Below are 19,241 nucleotides of genomic sequence, written 5' to 3' on the forward strand. Positions count from 1 at the left end.
TGAGAGCAATGGCGGAGGATACGAGATTCGAACTCGTGAGGGGTTGCCCCCAACACGCTTTCCAAGCGTGCGCCCTAGGCCACTAGGCGAATCCTCCGCGGCAAACAATACAAGACGTTGAGGAGTGCTCGCGAACCCGTTCCCCGCAGGAGGTCCCGGAGCCGTCCCGGCGGGCTTCCCGGGGGTGGGGGAGGTGGACTTGTGGGGGTGGGGATCGGCTAAGGTGGGCGTCAGCCCCTCACGTGGCGCTATCTGACTGAACTCCCCCAGGGCCGGAAGGCAGCAAGGGTAGGTTGGCTCTGGCGGGTGCGTGGGGGGCCCTTGTGTTTTCCGGGGCCCGGTACGTGTCCAGGGGCGTGGGTTTTCCGTGGTGAGGGCGTTCCGGGAGCCGGTGGTGTGCCCGGTCCGGGGCCGGTTGTCGGTCCGCCCCGATAACCTCGTATGTGTGTCGTCCCTTGCGCTGTACCGCCGCTATCGCCCCGAGTCGTTCGCCGAGGTCATCGGTCAGGAGCATGTCACTGACCCGCTGCAGCAGGCCCTGCGGAACAACCGGGTCAATCACGCGTACCTGTTCAGTGGTCCGCGAGGCTGCGGCAAGACGACCAGCGCGCGCATCCTGGCCCGCTGTCTGAACTGCGAGCAGGGGCCCACGCCCACGCCGTGCGGGGAGTGCCAGTCCTGCCAGGACCTCGCGCGCAACGGGCCGGGATCGATCGATGTGATCGAGATCGACGCCGCTTCGCACGGTGGTGTGGACGATGCCCGTGATCTGCGGGAGAAGGCGTTCTTCGGGCCCGCGTCGAGTCGTTACAAGATCTACATCATCGACGAGGCGCACATGGTCACATCGGCGGGGTTCAACGCCCTGCTGAAGGTGGTCGAGGAGCCGCCGGAGCACCTCAAGTTCATCTTCGCGACCACGGAGCCCGAGAAGGTCATCGGCACCATCCGGTCGCGTACCCATCACTACCCGTTCCGGCTCGTGCCGCCGGGGACGCTGCGCGAATACCTCGCCGAGGTGTGCGGCAAGGAGAACAGCTACGTCGAGGACGGGGTGCTGCCGCTCGTCGTGCGGGCAGGTGCCGGGTCCGTCCGTGACTCGATGTCCGTCATGGACCAGCTGCTGGCCGGCGCGGGCGACGAGGGTGTGACGTATGCCATGGCGACGTCCCTGCTCGGCTATACGGACGGCTCGCTGCTCGACTCGATCGTGGAGGCCTTCGCGGCCGGCGACGGGGCCGCGGCCTTCGAGGCCGTGGACCGGGTCATCGAGGGCGGCAACGACCCGCGGCGCTTCGTCGCCGACCTTCTGGAGCGGCTGCGCGACCTGGTGATCCTGGCGGCCGTGCCGGACGCCGGGGAGAAGGGGCTCATCGACGCACCGTCCGATGTCGTCGAGCGGATGCAGGCCCAGGCGTCCGTCTTCGGCGCCGCCGAGCTGAGCCGCGCCGCCGACCTCGTCAACGAGGGGCTCACGGAGATGCGCGGGGCGACCTCGCCGCGGCTCCAGGTCGAGCTCATCTGCGCCCGGGTGCTGCTGCCCGCGGCCTTCGACGACGAGCGTTCCCTTCAGGCCCGGCTGGACCGGCTGGAGCGGGGCGCGTCCTTCGCGACCACCGGCCCCGGTCCCGCCATGGGATACGTCCCCGGGCCCGAGGCCCTGGCCCATGCCCCCGCCCCCGTCGCACCTCAAGCACCCGTGCAAGCCCCGGTCATGCAGCCGGAGGCCGGGTCCGGGCCCCCTGCCGCGCGCGCCGCAGCACGCGGGGACGCGCCCCCGCCGCCGCCCGCCCCCGTGCAGGCCGCCCCGCCCGTCGCCCCCGTCCAGCCGCCGCCCGCCGAGGCCGCCCCAGCCGCCGGTCAGCGGCCGGGCGCCTGGCCCGCTGCCGCCGCACCCGAGCAGGGGCGCCGGCCCGGAGGCTGGCCGACGGCCTCCACCCCGGGCCAGGCACCGGCCCCCCAGGCCACCCCCGCGCCGGCGGCCGCCCCTGCCACTCCTGCCACCCCCGCGCCCGCCGCCGCACAGCCCGCTCCGGGCATGACGCAGGGCGCCGGACAGGTGCGCAACATGTGGCCGGACATCCTGGAGGCGGTCAAGGGCCGCCGCCGGTTCACCTGGATCCTGCTCAGCCAGAACGCGCAGGTCACCGGCTTCGACGGAGCCACCCTGCAGATCGGCTTCCTCAACGCCGGCGCCCGCGACAACTTCACGAGCAGCGGCAGCGAGGACGTGCTGAAGCAGGCACTGGCCGAGCGGTTCAACGCCCAGTGGAAGATCGAGGCGATCGTCGACCCGTCGGGCGGTGCCGGACAGCCCCCGCAGGCCGGCGGCGGCCGTCCCTCCGCAGCCGCACCGCAGGCCCCGCAGCGCCCCGCGGCCCCCGCACCGCAGGCCTACGAGCCCCGGCCCGCGCCCGAGCAGCACCAGCCGGGCGGCGGCAGCCCCGCGGGTGAGACCGCGCCCCCGTCGTACGCAGCTCCGGAACCGCCCCGGTCGGTCGCCCCCGAGGACGACACCCCCGAGGCCGACGATCCGGACCTCGTCGACTCCGCCCTGTCCGGCCACGACCTGATCGTCCGCGAACTGGGCGCCACGGTCGTCGAGGAGTTCAACAACGAGTAGGCGGGCCGGACGGGGACGGGGGGCGGGGACAAAGAAGCGGGGGGCCGGTACGGCGCTGTGGTCCTCCACCGGGGGCCGGGCCCTCGCCGGGGCGGGCGCCGGGGGTGTCCACGGAGCGGCGCCCGTCAAGAGCGCACTGCACCGGCGGCTAGGCTGCACCCCGTGAAGGTCCTCGTCATCGGCGGCGGCGCCCGCGAACACGCCCTGTGCCGCTCTCTTTCCCTCGACCCCGACGTCACCGCTCTGTACTGCGCCCCCGGCAACGCCGGCATCGCAGAGGTGGCCGAACTGCACCCGGTCGACGCCCTCGACGGCGCTGCCGTCGCGCGCCTCGGCACCGGACTGGGTGCCGAGCTGGTGGTCGTCGGCCCGGAGGCGCCGCTTGTCGCCGGGGTCGCCGACGCCGTGCGCGCCGCGGGCATCCCCTGCTTCGGTCCGTCCGGCGAGGCCGCCCGGCTGGAGGGCTCCAAGGCGTTCGCCAAGGACGTGATGGCCGGGGCCGGCGTCCCGACCGCCCGCAGCTACGTCTGCACCACCCCTGCCGAGATCGACACGGCCCTCGACGCGTTCGGTGCCCCGTACGTCGTCAAGGACGACGGTCTCGCCGCGGGCAAGGGCGTCGTCGTCACCGATGACGTCGAGGCGGCCCGCGCCCATGCGCTGGCCTGCGACCGCGTGGTCATCGAGGAGTTCCTCGACGGCCCCGAGGTGAGCCTCTTCGCGATCACCGACGGCACCACCGTGCTGCCGCTCCAGCCCGCCCAGGACTTCAAGCGGGCCCTCGACAACGACGAGGGCCCGAACACGGGCGGCATGGGTGCCTACTCCCCGCTGCCGTGGGCCGACCCCAAGCTCGTCGACGAGGTCATGCAGTCGGTCCTCCAGCCGACCGTCGACGAACTCCGCCGCCGCGGCACGCCCTTCTCGGGGCTGCTGTACGCGGGTCTCGCGATCACCTCGCGCGGCGTACGGGTCATCGAGTTCAACGCCCGCTTCGGCGACCCGGAGACCCAGGTGGTCCTGGCCCGTCTGAAGACCCCGCTGGCCGGTGTCCTGCTGGGCTCGGCCAATGGCACGCTGGACGAGCTGCCCCCGCTGAAGTGGCGCGACGACGCCGCCGTCACCGTCGTCATCGCGTCCCACAACTACCCGGACACCCCGCGAACGGGTGACCCCATCGAGGGCCTCGACGAGGTCGCGGCACAGGATGCCCCGCACGCGTACGTCCTGCACGCCGGGACCCGGCTGGAGGGCGACACGGTCGTCAGCGCGGGGGGCCGGGTGCTCTCCGTGACGGCGACCGCCAAGGACCTCGCCGGCGCCCGTGAGCGCGCCTACGCGGCGGCGGCCCGGATCCGGCTCGACGGCTCCCAGCTCCGTACGGACATCGCGAAGAAGGCCGCGGAGGCCTGAGCCGTACCGCCGGCCCATCACTCACGCACCGCTGACCACCACTGACGCGCCGCTGCCCCATGGACAGCGGCGCGTCAGCACCTTTGCCCAAAGCCATTCCATCGAGTGACGACTGAGCCATCCGGATGACGCCTGCCGAAGCCCCAACTAGGGTGCGGCGCAAGCGTTCCGGCACTTGGCCCACCGGCATTGCGATGTCAGTGACGGGTGCCACAGTGGGGGAGTGAGCAACACCGCCGCGGGGCAGAGGGGGTGACGTCCGGCCGTGTCCGGTACCGGTACAGGTGAGGATCTGGGTGCGCAGACAGCGCGTGCCAGGGCGCTCGCGCTGCTGCGCATCCGCAGCAGGGCGACGGCCGTGGCACTGCTGCCGGCCGCCGCGGCCGTCGTGCTGTTCGCCGCAGGCGCGCAGGGCTTCGCCGACGGCAGCGGCTGGAATGCGGCGCGCTGGGCCGTGACGGTCTGCGCCGTCGCCGTTCTGCTGATCGCGGCAGCGGTCGCGATCGCGGTCGTACGGGCGAAGCCGGCGGTCAGCCCGACCGTCCCGCTCAGCGAGGCGGCGGCCCCCGATCTCTACCGGCTGGTCCGTGACCTCGCGGAGCGGCTCGGTGTGCCCGCGCCCTCGGCCATCGCGCTCACGCCCGACTGCGACAGCTGGCTGGAGGACCGCACCCACCCGGCCGCGGACCGGGCGGCCAGGGAAGCCGCCCGCCGTGACCCGAGCGGGCCGGAGGACGGCCCGAAGCGCGCATCGGGACGGTTCCGCCGGGTGGAGGCGGCGCCCGTCCTGGTCATCGGCTCACCGTTCCTCTGGTGGATGCGGGTCGCGGAGCTGCGGGCGGTGCTCGCCCCGGTCGTCGCCGGCACGGGCCCCTCCGCCCACCCCGACATAGCCGCGGCCCGGCGCTTCGTCCGAGGTCTGGACGGCGCGGTCGCCGACGCGGCGACACCCGTCCGGGGGCCGCTGCGCTCGGTCCTGCGGCTGCCGCGCGCCTTCATCGGCCGGATCGCGCGGGTACTGCTGCGCAGCTGTCGCAGCCACGCCACGGAAATGGAGCGGGGCGTCGCCGCCGCCGCGTCGACGCGAGCCCAGGCCGTGGACTACGGGCTGCGGATCGTCGCCCAGGAGCAGGTCGGGCTCGCCTACGCGGGCTGGGACCGGCTGCTCACCCGCGTCGCGCTCCCCGCCTGGCGGATGGGGCGCTGGCCCTCGCAGCTGGACGTGGGCGTGGTCTCCGCCCTCACCGAGCTCTCCCGGCGTGACCGGCTGGCCGAGGGGTTCACCTCCCGGCTCGGCGAGCGCCCTGCCTGTGACCTCCTGGAGGAGCCGGGAGCAGCCGACGAGGCGGCGTCCCTGCTGGCCGCCCGGCTCTTCCACGGCGGCCCCGCGGAGACGGGGCCCGACTGGGCGCCGGTGGACTGGCAGCAGTATCCCGACGAGGTCGTCGACCGGAAGTGGCGTACCGAGGCGGCAAGGCTGCACCGCGTCCTGGACACCATGGGCACCCCGCCCGCGACCGCCGCCGGCGGGGTGGCGACCCTGGCGCGCGTCGTCGACCATCTCGCGGCGGGTGACGGCAGCGGCGAGGAGCTCGCGGCCGGGATCAGCGCGGCGGTGGCCCGTGACGAGGCCCTGGCGCAGGAACAGGCCCCGCAGCCGGCCCCCGGCGGTTCCGGCGGCACGGGCGGCCGCGGCGATGACGTGCTGGACCTGTGGGGGCCCGACCCCCTGCCGCTCTTCCCGCTCCAGCCGCCCCGTACGGGGACCGAGCTGCTCGCCGACCATGTCGCGGCGATGGTCTGCTGCGCCGCCGTCGACACTGCGGGCGCGGCACCCGGCCTCGACTGGCTGGACGGCCCGGCGCTGCTCGTCGACGGCGAGCGCCGGTCGGATCTCGGCGGCCCGGTCCTCAGCCTGGTCGAGGACGGCGACGCAGGGCCTCTGCGCACCTGGCTCGCCGCGGTCGGCGTACGCACGGACAAGCCCGTCCGACTCGTCTGAGGCAGGGCAGCCTGTCCGACTCGTCTGAGGCAGGGCAGCCTGTCCGACTCGTCTGAGGCAGGGCAGCCTGTCCGACTCGTCTGAGGCAGGGCAGCCTGTCCGACTCGTCTGAGGCAGGGTCTGTTCGCCCGTCCAGCCCGCCCTCTGCCCAACCCCTGCGTCCCACTCACCCTGCCCTCCCGTCCTGAGCAGGCCCCTGCGCCCCGCCCACCTCTCTCACCCCATCCATCCCACCCGCCCGAAACGGCTCCCTCCGTCGCCTACGGAACGTCTCAAACAAGCCTGGACGGACGGCGATACGTGTTCCGAGGGCGCTCCACATTCGGAACGGCAGGTTCCGGTCACGTCAATTCGCGACGAAGGGTGACGGAGTGCATGCGTTATGTGATGTGCTGGGGAGCGACGCTGACAATCGGCGCACCACAGTTGTTCCGGGGGCCTGAGGGAGGGGAGCGTTATGGGGGCGGAGCAGATTCGTCGTTGGGAGTCGGGTGCCCTCGCGCATGCCGTCACGGACCCTTTCGGCCAGGGCCCCCTCCCCTGGCTGCGCGGCAGTGAGAACTACTTCGACGACACCGGTCAGGTAGTGCCCTGGTACGCAGACCCCACGCTGCCCCGCGGTTCCACCGGCGGTGGCACCCGTACCGCCGACGACGTCCGCCGGCAGATCAAGGGCTTCATCTCGACCGGCGCCGCGGCCCCCGGCGAGGCGATCGACTTCCACATCACGGTGGACCCGCCCCAGCAGTTCTCCGTGGACATCTACCGGATCGGTCACTACGGGGGTGACGGCGCCGCGAAGATCACCACGAGTCCGCGGCTCTCCGGCATCGTTCAGCCGGCCCCCCTCACCGCCGACCGCACGGTCTCCTGCCACCACTGGTGGCAGTCCTGGCGGCTCCAGATCCCGACCTACTGGTCGATCGGCGCGTACGTCGCCGTGCTCACCACGGTCGACGGCTACCGCTCCCACATCCCGTTCACGGTCCGCGACGACCAGCCCGCCGATCTGCTGCTGATCCTCCCGGACATCACGTGGCAGGCGTACAACCTCTATCCGGAGGACGGGCACACCGGCGCCAGCCTGTACCACGCCTGGGACGAACAGGGCCGACTGCTGGGGGAGGAGGACGCGGCCGTCACCGTCTCCTTCGACCGCCCCTACGCGGGCGCCGGCCTCCCGCTGCACGTCGGCCACGCCTACGACTTCATCCGCTGGGCCGAGCGCTACGGCTACGACATCGCCTACGCCGACACCCGTGACCTGCACGCGGGCCGTGTCGACCCGAGCCGCTACCGGGGCCTGGTCTTCCCGGGCCACGACGAGTACTGGTCGGTGTCCATGCGCCGGACCGCCGAGCGCGCCCGGGACAACGGCACCTCGCTGGTCTTCCTCTCCGCCAACACCATGTACTGGCAGGTCAGCCTCGCCCCGTCGCCGTCCGGCGTCCCCGACCGGCTGCTCACCTGCCGCAAACGCCGGGGACCGGGGAAACCGGCGCTCTGGCGCGAGGTCGACCGCGCCGAGCAGCAGCTCCTCGGCATCCAGTACGCCGGCCGGGTCCCCGATCCCCACCCCCTGGTCGTGCGGAACGCGGAGCACTGGCTCTGGGACGCGACGGGCGCCGGTGAGGGCGACGAGATCGACGGCCTGGTCGCCGGCGAGGCCGACCGCTACTTCCCGCGCACCACGCTCCCCGAGCACGACAACCGCATCCTGCTCGCCCACTCCCCGTACGCGGACAGCGAGGGTGTCACGCGCCACCAGGAGACATCCCTGTACCGGGCCCCGTCCGGCGCGCTCGTCTTCGCCTCCGGCACCTTCGCCTGGTCCCCGGCCCTGGACCGCCCCGGCCATGTGGACCCGCGCATCCAGCGGGCCACCGCCAACCTCCTCGACCGCATCTGCAAGCGCGCCTGAGGACACGGGCGTCCCCGTCCGCCGCCGGCCACCCCATCCGCCACCCCCTCCGCAGCCGCCCGCACCCGGATACGGGACAATCGGAACAGCTCCTGGATCAACCTACGCGGAGGCAGCGTGTCCGGATTTGTAGAAAAGCCCGAGCCCGTGCAGGTTCCGGGGCTCACCCACCTGCACACGGGCAAGGTGCGCGACCTGTACCGCAACGAGGCCGGTGACCTCGTCATGGTCGCCAGCGACCGGATGTCCGCGTACGACTGGGTGCTGCCCACCGAGATCCCGGACAAGGGCCGCGTCCTGACCCGGCTCTCGCTGTGGTGGTTCGACCAGCTCGCCGATCTCGTACCGAACCACGTCCTGTCCACGGAGCTGCCCGCAGGCGCCCCGGCGGACTGGGCCGGCCGCACGACGATCTGCAAGTCGCTGCGGATGGTCCCGGTCGAGTGCGTCGCCCGCGGCTACCTGACCGGCTCCGGCCTGGTGGAGTACGACGCGTCCCGCACCGTCTGCGGTCTCGCTCTCCCCGAGGGCCTCGTCGACGGCTCCGAGCTGCCGGCGCCGATCTTCACCCCCGCCACCAAGGCGGCCGTCGGCGACCACGACGAGAACGTCAGCTACGAGGAAGTGGCCCGCCAGGTCGGTGCCGAGACCGCCGCGCAACTGCGCCGCACGACCCTGGACGTATACAGCCGGGCCCGTGACATCGCGCGCGAGCGCGGGATCATCCTCGCGGACACCAAGTTCGAGTTCGGGTTCGCACCCACCGCCGACGGCGGCGAGGAACTGATCATCGCCGACGAGGTGCTGACCCCGGACTCCTCCCGCTTCTGGCCGGCCGCCACCTGGGAGCCGGGCCACGCCCAGCCCTCGTACGACAAGCAGTTCGTCCGCGACTGGCTGACCTCCCCGGCCTCCGGCTGGGACCGCAAGAGCGAGCAGCCGCCGCCGGCTCTGCCGCAGGAGATCGTGGACGCGACCCGCGCCAAGTACCTGGAGGCGTACGAGCTCCTGACCGGTACGCCCTGGCAGTAGCCGCCCCGCAGCATACGAAGAAGCCCCCGGCCGAAAGGCCGGGGGCTTCTTGCTGAACCGAGCGGACGACCAGGTTCGAACTGGCGACCTCAACCTTGGCAAGGTTGCGCTCTACCAACTGAGCTACGTCCGCAAGCGCCGAAGCGCGAGAACCACTATACCCATCCCCGCTCCCGCGCGAGACGCACTGCCGTGTGACGGTTCTCCGCCCCGAGCTTCGAGGCCGCCGCCGAGAGGTAGTTCCGTACGGTTCCCTGGGACAGCGAGGCCCGCTCCGCGATCTCCGCGACCGGTGCCCCGTCCGCCGCCGGTTCCAGTACCTCGGTCTCGCGCACGGTCAGCGGCGAGTCCCCGGCGGCGATCGCGTCGGCTGCCAACTCCGGGTCCACGTAACGGTTTCCGGCATGCACGGTACGGATGATCCCGGCCGGCTGCCGGGCGCTGACGGTCTTGGGCACGAAGGCCCGGACGCCCGCCGCGAGGGCGCGCTTGAGGTGGCCCGGCCTGCCGTGACTGGTCACGATCATGGTCCGGCGGCCCGGGAGTTCGGACCGCAGTGATGTGGCGACGCTCACACCGTCCGCCCCCGGCATCTCCAGATCGTTCATCGTCGTTCCTGCAGGACGGGCTCACGCGGAGCCGTGCGCGTGAGGCCGCCGGATCCATCGGGAATATCGCCGCTGGTCATGACTCAGGACTTCCTCCCGGACAGGGCGGGAAGGAGTGCGGACTGTCACCGCTGTCCATGACAAACGTCAGGGGTGCGCACGAGAACGTCATGGGTGCGCCGGCAAACGACATGGGTGAGCCCGGAAACGAATACGACGAAGGCCCCGGTCGAAATCGACCGGGGCCTTCGATCAAGAGCGGACGACCAGGTTCGAACTGGCGACCTCAACCTTGGCAAGGTTGCGCTCTACCAACTGAGCTACGTCCGCATTGCAGCCACTCGGCTTTCACCGGTGGAGCGAGCACTACTCTACCCGATCCACCGGAGTGGTCTGAGAAGAGCGATGCAGAGCGGGTGACAGGAATTGCACACTGCGCCTTCCCCCTGGAAGGGGGATGTTCTACTACTGAACTACACCCGCACGCTGCGTGGGGTTCGGCTTTGCGGCCTTGCCCTTCGGCGTGCTCCAGACTCTAGCCGACCTGCAGGGGTGTCGCGCAAGTCGGCTCCCGCAGGGTGTCGCCGGCAGGCCCGCTGACGGGCCGTCGGACGGCCCCGTGGCGGCCCTCCGTCCGGCCCGTCGGCTCAACTGGCTTCCTGGAACGCCTCGTAGACCTTCTTGGGAATCCGGCCGCGGGCCGGCACCTCCATCCGGTGCGAGCGGGCCCAGGCGCGTACCGCCGCCGGGTCCGGTGCGAGCGAGGTGTGCCGGTACGAGACGGGCACGTTGCCGTGCTTGCTGGCGTTTGTCTGCTTTCGGCCGGCTGCCATGTACGGCGCCAGGGCCTTGCGCAGTTTCTTTGCATTGGACGGATTGAGGTCGATCTCGTACGACTTACCGTCCAGGGCGAAGGTGACCGTTTCCGCCGCTGCTCCCCCGTCGATGTCGTCGGAGAGCGTGACCACTACGCGCTGAGCCACGGATATCGGTCCTTTCCTACGGCACCTGCGCGTCTGACATGCGCGGATGCCGGCCTTCCGGCTGTGAGCGCGGATGTTGGCCGACTGATGCCGGCACTTCGGGACAATGTTGCTTTCCCTGGTAATCATTTGTACAGCGGTGGGTGCCGCATTGTGAAGCCCGTCCAATTACCTGCGCGTGTCAAACCTCTATGCGTGCTGCCGGTGGGGATTTTTTCGCAGGATTTTCCGCATCCGTTGTCGTGACCGATATCTCGGCGTGATCCGGGCCGTTTGATATCTACCCGCGTAGAATTTCTGGCCAGGTAGGCTGAGTGGACCCGCGGGGGTCTGGGGAACCCCCCGGAGAAACAGCCGCACCACACCACCACACCGGGAGTGCCAGTGGCACGCGTCGTAGTCGACGTCATGCTCAAGCCCGAGATCCTCGACCCGCAGGGACAGGCTGTGCAGCGTGCGCTGCCGCGTCTCGGCTTCGAGGGAATCGCGGACGTACGTCAGGGAAAGCGTTTCGAGCTGGAGGTCGAGGGGCCGGTCGATGACGCCGCCCTCGCCCGTATTCACGAGATGGCCGAGACGTTCCTCGCCAACACCGTGATCGAGGACTTCACCGTGAAGGTGGAGAAGGCCGAGGAGTCGAAGTGACTGCTCGTATCGGAGTCGTCACCTTTCCGGGCACGCTCGATGACGCGGACAGCCTCCGGGCCGTACGGGTCGCGGGCGCCGAACCCGTATCGCTGTGGCACCGCGACAAGGACCTGCACCAGGTCGACGCGGTCATCCTGGCGGGCGGATTCTCCTACGGCGACTATCTGCGGGCCGGAGCCATCTCCCGCTTCTCGCCGGTCATGGAGACGGTGATCGAGCAGGCGAAGGCGGGCATGCCGGTTCTCGGCATCTGCAACGGCTTCCAGATCCTGACCGAGGCGCACCTGCTCCCCGGCGCGATGCTGCGCAACAACCACCTGCACTTCATCTGCCGCGACCAGAAGCTCCGTGTCGAGAACGCGGAGACCGCCTGGACCTCGGACTACTCCGCGGGCCAGGAGATCTCCGTACCGCTCAAGAACATGGACGGCCGCTACACCGCCGACGAGCACACGCTCGACGAGCTGGAGGCCGAGGGCCGTGTCGCGTTCCGCTACGTGGACGTGAACCCCAACGGCTCGCTGCGCGACATCGCCGGCATCACCAATGCCGCGGGCAACGTCGTCGGCCTGATGCCGCACCCGGAGCACGCCGTGGAGCCGCTGATCGGCACCGGTCGTACCGACGGTCTCGGTTTCTTCACCTCGATCATCAAGAAGCTGGTCAACGCATGAGCCTGGACACGGTCAAGCACGCGGCCGAAACCCCGGACGTGGAGCAGCCCTGGAAGGAGCTCGGCCTCAAGGAGGACGAGTACGCCCGGGTCCGCGAGATCCTGGGCCGCCGTCCCACCGGCGCCGAGCTCGCCATGTACTCCGTGATGTGGTCCGAGCACTGCTCCTACAAGAGCAGCAAGGTCCACCTCAAGCAGTTCGGCGAGAAGGTCCCGGAGAACGACGCGATGCTCGTCGGCATCGGCGAGAACGCCGGTGTGGTCGACGTCGGCCAGGGTTACGCGGTCACCTTCAAGGTCGAGTCGCACAACCACCCCTCGTACATCGAGCCCTACCAGGGCGCGGCCACCGGCGTCGGCGGCATCGTCCGCGACATCCTCGCCATGGGTGCCCGTCCGATCGCGGTCGTGGACCCGCTGCGCTTCGGTGCGGCCGACCACCCCGACACCCGGCGCGTCCTGCCGGGCATCGTCGCGGGCATCGGCGGCTACGGGAACTGTCTCGGCCTGCCGAACATCGGCGGCGAGGTCGTCTTCGACGCCTGCTACCAGGGCAACCCGCTCGTCAACGCCGGCTGCATCGGCGTGATGAAGCACGAGGACATCCACCTGGCCCAGGCCTCCGGCCCCGGCAACAAGGTGATCCTTTACGGCGCCCGCACCGGCGGCGACGGCATCGGCGGCGTCTCCGTGCTTGCCTCGGAGACCTTCGACGACAGCAAGCCCACCAAGCGGCCCGCCGTCCAGGTCGGCGACCCGTTCCAGGAGAAGCTCCTGATCGAGTGCACCCTGGAGATCTTCAAGGAGAAGCTCGTCGCGGGCATCCAGGACCTCGGCGGCGCCGGGCTCTCCTGTGCCACCTCCGAGCTGGCCTCCGCGGGCTCCGGCGGCATGCGGGTCGAGCTGGACACCGTGCCGCTGCGCGACTCCTCCCTCTCGCCCGAGGAAATCCTCATGAGCGAGTCGCAGGAGCGCATGTGCGCGATCGTCGAGCCGCAGCACGTGGACCGCTTCATGGAGATCTGCGAGAAGTGGGACGTCATCGCCACCGTCATCGGTGAGGTGACCGAGGGCTCGCAGCTGGAGATCTTCTGGCACGGCGAGCAGATCGTCGACGTTCCGCCGCGGTCCGTCGCCCACGAGGGCCCGACCTACCACCGCCCGTTCGCCCGCCCGTCCTGGCAGGACGCGCTGCAGGCCGACGACGCCGGAAAGCTGGCCCGTCCGGCCGACGGCGCGGAGCTGCGCGAGCAGGTCCTGCGGCTGGTCTCGTCCCCGAACCAGGCCTCCAAGTCCTGGATCACCGACCAGTACGACCGGTTCGTGCAGGGCAACACCGTGCTCGCGATGCCCGAGGACGCCGGCATGGTCCGCATCGACGAGGAGTCCAACCTTGGCGTGGCCATGGCGACCGACGGCAACGGCCGGTACGCGAAGCTCGACCCGTACACCGGTGCGCAGCTCGCGCTGGCGGAGTCGTACCGCAACGTCGCCGCCTCCGGCGCCAAGCCGCTCGCCATCTCGGACTGCCTGAACTTCGGTTCGCCCGAGGACCCGGACGTCATGTGGCAGTTCGCCGAGGCCACCCGCGGTCTGGCGGACGGCTGCCTGGAGCTGGGCACCCCGGTCACCGGCGGCAATGTGTCGCTGTACAACCAGACCGGTGACACGGCGATCCACCCGACGCCGGTCGTGGCCGTGCTCGGTGTGATCGACGACGTCACGCGGCGTACGCCGGTCGCCTTCAAGGAAGCGGGCCAGCTCCTCTACCTGCTGGGTGACACGCACGAGGAGTTTGGCGGCTCGGCCTGGTCCGAGGTCATCCACAACCACCTCGGCGGCATGCCGCCCAAGGTCGACCTGGGCCGCGAGAAGCTGCTCGGCGAGATCCTGATCTCGGCGTCCCGCGACGGCATGATCGACGCGGCGCACGACCTGTCCGACGGCGGTCTGATCCAGGCGGTCACCGAGTCCTGCCTCCGTGGCGGGAAGGGTGCCCGGCTGGTCGTGCCGGACGGTCTGGACGCGTTCACCTTCCTGTTCTCCGAGTCGGCGGGACGCGCGATCGTCTCGATCCCGCGCAGCGAGGAGCTCCGCTTCAACGACATGTGCGGGGCGCGGGGTCTGCCCGTGACCCGGATCGGTGTCGTGGACGGCGAGGAGATCGAGATCCAGGGCGAGTTCAGCATTCCGCTGGACGAGCTGCGTACGGCGCACGAGGGGACGATCCCCGCGCTGCTCGCGTAGCCCGGCGGACAGGTCCGTCACCCTTCGCAGAAGCCCCCGCCCGGTCCGACCGGGCGGGGGCTTCCGCGGCTCCGGGATAAGACCCCGGGATAGAATTACGGAGTAAAGTTTTAATCCGGGATAAAGTTTCATCCTGGTACAGTGATGCCATGACCGAGGGGATAGGGCTGCGCGAGCGCAAGAAGATCCAGACGCGACGGCGTCTGCTGGCCGAGGCCACGAAGCTCTTCACGGAGCGCGGGTTCGACCAGGTCTCGGTCGCGGAGATCGCCGAAGCGGCCGATGTGTCGAAGATGACCGTCTTCAACTACTTCGACAGCAAAGAGGACCTGGTCTTCGCCCCGATGGAGGAGCACATCGGTGATGTCGCGCGGGCGGTGAGGGACCGGGCCCCCGGTGAGTCCGCCGCGTCCGCCGTGCGCAGACAGTTCCTGGACTCCGTGGAGAGCCGCGACCCGGCGGTGGGCGTGAGTGATTCGCCCCTGGCCCTCGGGCTCCTCAAGCTGATCAAGCAGACACCGGCGCTCCTCACCCGCGCGCACTGGTACTTCGTGCGCGCCTTCGACCAGCTCACCGACGCCCTGGTCGAGGAGGGCGAGGAACCGGTCATCGCGCGCATCGTGGCCGCGCAGCTGATCGGTACGCGCAACGCGCTGATCACCGAGAACCACCGGCGCCTGCTCGCCGGTGAAACGGCCGACGCGATCGCGGCGGACGCCGTCGAGCTGGCCGGGCGAGGGTTCGATCTGCTGGAGAAGGGCCTGGGCGGCTACGCGACCCGGGACGACGCATCGCCGCGCATGGCGTCGTAGGCTCCCGTCCATGCCGCCGTCCCAGAAGCGCGCCCGTCGCTACGACCCGGCCAGGACCCGCACCGCGGTCCTGGCGCAGTTCAACCATGTCCGGGACGCCGTGCGCACCCTGACGCCCCGGCAGCTGGATGCGCCGAGCGGGCTCGGGGAGTGGACGGTGCGCGAGCTGACCGTCCATCTGACCATGGCGCTCTCACACGTCAGCAGGAACCTGGAGCTCCCCGAACCGGCTCTGGCCAAGCCCGAGGTGACCCTGCTGGAGTGGCCGTTCTCCACCGCCGGCCGGGCCGCCCGGATCGCCGACGACACCGTGGCGCTCGCCGCCGGTCACCCCGATGTGGACGCGCTGTACGGGGAGACGGCCGCCCGCTTCGAGGCGCTGGTGCCGGGCGCCCCCGATGACCGGCTGCTGGCCACCCGGGTCGGCGCGATGCGGCTCGGCGACTTCCTGGTCACCCGGACCGTGGAGCTCGTCGTCCACACCTGCGACCTCAACGAGGCGACCGGGCTCACCATCCCGTACGACCGTCAGGCCCTCGCGGCCTGCACCCGGTTGCTGGCCGACGCGCTGGCGGAGAAGGCTCCGGGCGGCTCGGTCGAGGTGCGGGTGCCGCCGTTCGCCGTCGTCCAGTGCGTCCAGGGGCCGCGGCACACCCGCGGCACCCCGCCCAATGTCGTCGAGACCGATCCGCTCACCTGGATCCGGCTCGCCACCGGACGTACCCGATGGGCCCGGGAACTCGACGCGGCGAAGGTCAGCGCCAGTGGCGAACGGGCGGACCTCGCCGCGCTGCTGCCCCTGATGGGGTGACGGGAACCGGATCGCCCCCGCCGACCGTCTCACTCCCATGCACCGACAACGCATCGCTGTCAGCGTCCTGGCCCTCCTCACCCTCGCCGCCTGCGGCACGGAGAAGGGTTCCGGTCCCGGCTCCGGTCCCGCCGGCGGCGGCACCGTACAGGGCACTCCCTCCGTCACCGGCGTCCGCTGGAGCGTCGACGCGGTGACGGTCGGCGGGAAGCGTTCGAAGGCCCCGGCCGGCGCCCACGTCGAGATCGACACCAAGGGCCGGGCGAGCGGGAGTTACGGCTGCAACCGGTTCACCGCCCAGGCCGAGCTGGACGGCGACACGCTCACCGTCCGGCCGGGCACCACCACCGAAATGGGCTGCGAGCAGGACATCCAGCGGTTCGAGACCCTGATGTCCCGCGCCTTCAGCGGCAAGCTCACCGCCACCGGCGCGAAGAGCACCCTCACCCTGACCACGGCGAACGGCGACTCCATCGCCCTCACCGCACGGCCGGCGGCCCCGCTCACCGGCACCGACTGGAGGATCAGCACCCTGGTCTCCGGCTCCGCCGCCTCCTCCCTGCCCACCGGTACGGAGAACAAGGCCCGCATCACCTTCGGCAAGGACGGCACCGTCCACGGCACCCTCGGCTGCAACAGCTTCCGCGGCGAGGCGGACGTCTCCGGCTCCACCATCACCTTCGGCCGCCTCGTGGTGACCCGGAAGACGTGCCCGGACCCCGAGATGCACCTGGAGCGCGCCGTGCTCGCCGTGCTCGACGGCAAGCGGACGCGGTACGCGATCGACCAGCGCACGCTGTCCCTCACCGCCACGGGCGGCAGCGGCAAGGGACTCGTCGCCTCGGCGGCCGAGAAGAAGGACTGACGCGGACGGGCCCGAGGCCCCCGGCTGTCAGGGGCCGGGGCTCAGGAGGCCTTCGGATACGACAGCAGGCCGACGGCCTCAGGAGGCCTTCGGATACGGCAGCAGGCCGACGGCCTCAGGAGGCCTTCGGATACGGCAGCAGGCCGACGGCCTCAGGAGGCCTTCGGATACGGCAGCAGGCCGACGGCCTCAGGAGGCCTTCGGATACGGCAGCAGGCCCGCGTCGGTCCGTTCCCAGGCCGCCTTCAGCTCGGCCAGCAGCGCGGGTTCGGCAGCGGCCCGGTCGGCCTGCTCACGCTGGTCCCGCGCCAGCTGGAAGAGCTGATCGGCGCCGCCCTTGCCCCGGTAGTACTTCCAGTCGCCGCGGCGCAGCGCACGCTCCCCGCGCACCCGCCAGAACAGGTCACGCTCCTTCGGCTGCTCGCCGCGCAGGAGATATCCGGCGAGGCTGATCCCGTCCAGCGGGTACGCCGGGTCCGGCCGGGCGCCGCCGAGTTCCAGCAGCGTCGCCGTCCAGTCGGGGGAGAACAGCGGCAGGCCGCTGACCTGGCCCGGATCGATCCTGGCGGGCCAGCGCAGCACGGCCGGGACCCGGATGCCGCCCTCCTGGAGGGAGCTCTTGTTGCCGGAGAGGGGCCACTGGTACGAGAAGCGCTCACCGCCGTTGTCGCTGGCGAAGAAGACCAGGGTGTCCTCCTCCTGGCCGGAGCGCCTCAGCGCCTTCAGCACCTCGCCGACCGAGCGGTCCAGGTCCTCGACCATCTCCTTGTACTTGGCGACCGAGCCCCCGTCGGCGTGGAACAGCCCCCCGAGGCCGCCCTCCTTGATCTTCCGGACGATCTCCGCGCTCTCGGCGGTGTCGCCCTCCGCGATCCAGGGCCAGTGCGGGGTGGTGAAGTTGAGGTTCAGCAGCCACGGCCTGTCGTGGTCACGCGCCACGTACTCGCTCGCGCGCTCGGTGAGGATGCGCGTGTAGTACCGCAGGTCCTTGTACTCGGCATCGCCCTCGTAGAGGTCGTACTCGCCGCCCAGCCCGAGCTTCGAGTAGTACTCCAGCGCCCCGCCGAAGTTGCCGAAGAACTCGTCCCAGCCGGACTTGGTGGGGCTGTAGTCCGGGAGGTAGCCGCAGTGCCACTTGCCGATCAGTGCGGTCGCGTACCCGTCACCGCGCAGCAGCGAGGCGAGCGTGGGGTGGGTGGGGTCGAGGCCCACCGACCGGTCCGCGATGGGTTCGGCGAGACCGCCCTTCGTACGGCCGGGGTAGCGGCCGGTGTACAGGCTGAACCGCGTCGGCGAGCAGGTCGCGGACCCGGCGTAGGCGTCGGTGAACCGCACGCCCTGCCGGCCGAGCCGGTCCAGGTTCGGGGTACGGATGTCCGGGGACCCGTACGAGGAGAGGTCGGCCCAGCCGAGGTCGTCGCCGAGGATGAAGAGGATGTTGGGCCGCCGGGAGTGCCGGCCCCGGGCCGCCCGGAAGGGCTGCTCCTGGGTGGCGGACCCGGCGGGAGCGGCAGCGGCGGGGGAGGCGGCGGGCAGACCGACGGCGGCGGTGGCGGCCGTGGCGCCGACGGCGGTCCCGAAGGCGCGTCGCGTCAGCGGACCGCGAGAGATGTTGTCCGTATCGGAAGAAGGCATGGGTGCTCCGGGGCAGGGCTCGGCCGCGCACGGCGGCGAAGGCGAAAGGGCCCGCCGGCGCCGGACGGCCGCGGGGGCGGCCGGGCCTGCGCACGGGGCGGGTTACGGGGGAAGGGGTGCGGGCCGACGGGGGCGCCGCAGGGCCGGTAGGCCGGACCGCCGGACGGCGGAAGCGGGCAGCACCGTTGCAGGCGGAAGGAGAAGGAACTCTCTCGGGCCCGTCGGGGCGGAGAAATCAGGCGCAGCGACAGAGGGCGCTCGACACACGTCCGAGATCGACGTGGCGGCGCTCCACGAGCGTGACCGTGCGGTCACCGAGGGGCTGCATGGGGCAGGAGCCTGCCAACGCGGCATGCGCCTGTCAACGCCGGTCTCGCTCTGCGGACGGGGGATGCTCCGATGTCGGCGGGGAAGTCCCGGGCGACCGGACGGTACGGATGGTGGGGGTGCCCAGGAGGGTGCGGATGGTGGGGAAGTCCCGGGCGGTGTGGATCGTGAGGGTGTTCCGGGCAGTGCGGATGGTGGGGATGCTCCGGACGGTGCGGTTGTTCCGGGCGGTGCCGATGATGGATTGTTCCGGGCGGTGCCGATGATGGGATGTTCCGGGCGGTGTGGATGCCCCGGCCTCGTTCGTTCCACGTCCGCTCCACGGGCTTTGCGCCGCGGGCGCCGGCTACAGGAAGCCGCATACCGGGCAGCCCGATGTGAGGCTCGCCACGAAACGAGCGTTCGGACACCTCGTCCGGCACGGCTGCGGGCCGCCTCACGGAGTGACACGAGCAGCCCCCGGCACCCGCCGTCCCGTGGCTGGAACCAGTCGGTAACCCGCCGGTGATCCGGGCGGCGACTGCCCTGCGGCGAATACCGGGCGCCGGCCGCCCCCGGTCGTGATCACTCCCGGTGACCGTCCGGGCGGCCTCCGGAGGGGGTTGCGAGAGCTGTTCTCCCCTGCCCCGGCGGGGTATCCC

General features: G+C 71.2%; 14 protein-coding genes, 4 tRNA genes, 1 other RNA gene and 1 pseudogene. 12 read left to right on the plus strand and 8 right to left on the minus strand.

Translation table 11 applies throughout. From position 1 onward, the window contains the following. Window positions 1-9: 9 nt before the first annotated feature. A tRNA-Ser gene (locus OG782_RS19395) sits at window positions 10-97 on the minus strand. A gap of 132 nt (window positions 98-229) precedes the next feature. Here OG782_RS19395 and ffs point away from each other — a divergent pair. The 6 genes from ffs (at window position 230) to OG782_RS19425 (ending at window position 8,991) form a co-directional block, all read left to right on the plus strand. Further along, an RNA gene (gene ffs / locus OG782_RS19400) (signal recognition particle sRNA small type) lies at window positions 230-326 on the plus strand. A 119-nt stretch (window positions 327-445) separates the two neighbouring features. Further along, window positions 446-2,623, plus strand: a complete 2,178-nt coding sequence (locus OG782_RS19405) for a DNA polymerase III subunit gamma and tau (protein WP_406452644.1) — start codon at window positions 446-448, stop codon at window positions 2,621-2,623. A gap of 162 nt (window positions 2,624-2,785) precedes the next feature. Next, entirely contained in the window at window positions 2,786-4,036 is a 1,251-nt protein-coding gene (gene purD, locus OG782_RS19410) for a phosphoribosylamine--glycine ligase (RefSeq protein ID WP_406452646.1), read from the plus strand. 265 nt (window positions 4,037-4,301) lie between these two features. After that, on the plus strand, window positions 4,302-6,038 hold the full coding sequence (locus OG782_RS19415; RefSeq protein ID WP_406452648.1) for a hypothetical protein: 1,737 nt from the start codon (window positions 4,302-4,304) through the stop codon (window positions 6,036-6,038). A gap of 457 nt (window positions 6,039-6,495) precedes the next feature. After that, window positions 6,496-7,959, plus strand: coding sequence for a N,N-dimethylformamidase beta subunit family domain-containing protein (locus tag OG782_RS19420; protein ID WP_406452650.1), 1,464 nt, complete (start codon window positions 6,496-6,498; stop codon window positions 7,957-7,959). Window positions 7,960-8,076: 117 nt separating this feature from the next. Beyond that, window positions 8,077-8,991: a phosphoribosylaminoimidazolesuccinocarboxamide synthase gene (locus OG782_RS19425; RefSeq protein ID WP_406452652.1), complete on the plus strand. Its 915-nt coding sequence runs from the start codon at window positions 8,077-8,079 to the stop codon at window positions 8,989-8,991. A gap of 60 nt (window positions 8,992-9,051) precedes the next feature. Here the strand turns inward: OG782_RS19425 and OG782_RS19430 are convergent. The 5 genes and pseudogenes from OG782_RS19430 to OG782_RS19450 all read right to left on the minus strand — a co-directional run bounded on the left by OG782_RS19430 (window position 9,052) and on the right by OG782_RS19450 (window position 10,582). Next, window positions 9,052-9,124: transfer RNA gene (locus tag OG782_RS19430), tRNA-Gly, on the minus strand. A 22-nt stretch (window positions 9,125-9,146) separates the two neighbouring features. Then, window positions 9,147-9,593: pseudogene (locus OG782_RS19435) on the minus strand (LuxR C-terminal-related transcriptional regulator); the annotation flags it as partial. A 263-nt stretch (window positions 9,594-9,856) separates the two neighbouring features. Further along, window positions 9,857-9,929 (minus strand) — tRNA-Gly (locus OG782_RS19440). A gap of 81 nt (window positions 9,930-10,010) precedes the next feature. Beyond that, window positions 10,011-10,082: transfer RNA gene (locus tag OG782_RS19445), tRNA-Gly, on the minus strand. 164 nt (window positions 10,083-10,246) lie between these two features. Further along, window positions 10,247-10,582 carry an Lsr2 family protein gene (locus OG782_RS19450; protein ID WP_406452654.1) on the minus strand — a complete coding sequence of 112 codons (336 nt, stop codon included), beginning with the start codon at window positions 10,580-10,582 and terminating at the stop codon, window positions 10,247-10,249. Between the two features lie 384 nt (window positions 10,583-10,966). Between OG782_RS19450 and purS the strand changes: the two genes are divergently transcribed. The 6 genes from purS (at window position 10,967) to OG782_RS19480 (ending at window position 16,638) form a co-directional block, all read left to right on the plus strand. Then, complete coding sequence (gene purS / locus OG782_RS19455) at window positions 10,967-11,227, plus strand: phosphoribosylformylglycinamidine synthase subunit PurS (RefSeq protein WP_311311191.1); 261 nt, start codon at window positions 10,967-10,969, stop codon at window positions 11,225-11,227. After that, on the plus strand, window positions 11,224-11,904 hold the full coding sequence (gene purQ, locus OG782_RS19460) for a phosphoribosylformylglycinamidine synthase subunit PurQ (protein WP_406452656.1): 681 nt from the start codon (window positions 11,224-11,226) through the stop codon (window positions 11,902-11,904). Before purS ends, purQ begins: the two co-directional genes overlap by 4 nt. Continuing rightward, window positions 11,901-14,150, plus strand: a complete 2,250-nt coding sequence (purL, locus tag OG782_RS19465; protein WP_406452658.1) for a phosphoribosylformylglycinamidine synthase subunit PurL — start codon at window positions 11,901-11,903, stop codon at window positions 14,148-14,150. The genes purQ and purL overlap by 4 nt, the downstream gene beginning before the upstream one ends. Window positions 14,151-14,299: 149 nt before the next feature. Next, entirely contained in the window at window positions 14,300-14,962 is a 663-nt protein-coding gene (locus tag OG782_RS19470; RefSeq protein WP_406452660.1) for a TetR/AcrR family transcriptional regulator, read from the plus strand. Window positions 14,963-14,972: 10 nt separating this feature from the next. Further along, complete coding sequence (locus tag OG782_RS19475; protein ID WP_406452662.1) at window positions 14,973-15,773, plus strand: sterol carrier family protein; 801 nt, start codon at window positions 14,973-14,975, stop codon at window positions 15,771-15,773. Between the two features lie 37 nt (window positions 15,774-15,810). Continuing rightward, window positions 15,811-16,638 carry an META domain-containing protein gene (locus OG782_RS19480; RefSeq protein ID WP_406452664.1) on the plus strand — a complete coding sequence of 276 codons (828 nt, stop codon included), beginning with the start codon at window positions 15,811-15,813 and terminating at the stop codon, window positions 16,636-16,638. Between the two features lie 189 nt (window positions 16,639-16,827). Here the strand turns inward: OG782_RS19480 and OG782_RS19485 are convergent, their stop codons facing one another. Both OG782_RS19485 and OG782_RS19490 read right to left on the minus strand, forming a co-directional pair. Beyond that, window positions 16,828-18,273, minus strand: a complete 1,446-nt coding sequence (locus tag OG782_RS19485; protein ID WP_406452666.1) for a sulfatase-like hydrolase/transferase — start codon at window positions 18,271-18,273, stop codon at window positions 16,828-16,830. A 235-nt stretch (window positions 18,274-18,508) separates the two neighbouring features. Beyond that, on the minus strand, window positions 18,509-18,601 hold the full coding sequence (locus OG782_RS19490) for a putative leader peptide (protein WP_406452668.1): 93 nt from the start codon (window positions 18,599-18,601) through the stop codon (window positions 18,509-18,511). Window positions 18,602-19,241 lie beyond the last annotated feature (640 nt).

This window comes from Streptomyces sp. NBC_00876 (genome assembly GCF_045207435.1).
Taxonomy (GTDB): domain Bacteria; phylum Actinomycetota; class Actinomycetes; order Streptomycetales; family Streptomycetaceae; genus Streptomyces.

Excerpts from the sequence above, each read along its gene's own strand:
- OG782_RS19420 (WP_406452650.1), top strand. The coding sequence starts at position 6,496 with ATGGGGGCGGAGCAGATTCGTCGTTGGGAGTCGGGTGCCCTCGCGCAT.
- purL (WP_406452658.1), top strand. The coding sequence starts at position 11,901 with ATGAGCCTGGACACGGTCAAGCACGCGGCCGAAACCCCGGACGTGGAG.
- OG782_RS19470 (WP_406452660.1), top strand. The coding sequence starts at position 14,300 with ATGACCGAGGGGATAGGGCTGCGCGAGCGCAAGAAGATCCAGACGCGA.
- OG782_RS19475 (WP_406452662.1), top strand. The coding sequence starts at position 14,973 with ATGCCGCCGTCCCAGAAGCGCGCCCGTCGCTACGACCCGGCCAGGACC.
- OG782_RS19480 (WP_406452664.1), top strand. The coding sequence starts at position 15,811 with ATGCACCGACAACGCATCGCTGTCAGCGTCCTGGCCCTCCTCACCCTC.
- OG782_RS19485 (WP_406452666.1), bottom strand. The coding sequence starts at position 18,273 with ATGCCTTCTTCCGATACGGACAACATCTCTCGCGGTCCGCTGACGCGA.
- OG782_RS19490 (WP_406452668.1), bottom strand. The coding sequence starts at position 18,601 with ATGCAGCCCCTCGGTGACCGCACGGTCACGCTCGTGGAGCGCCGCCAC.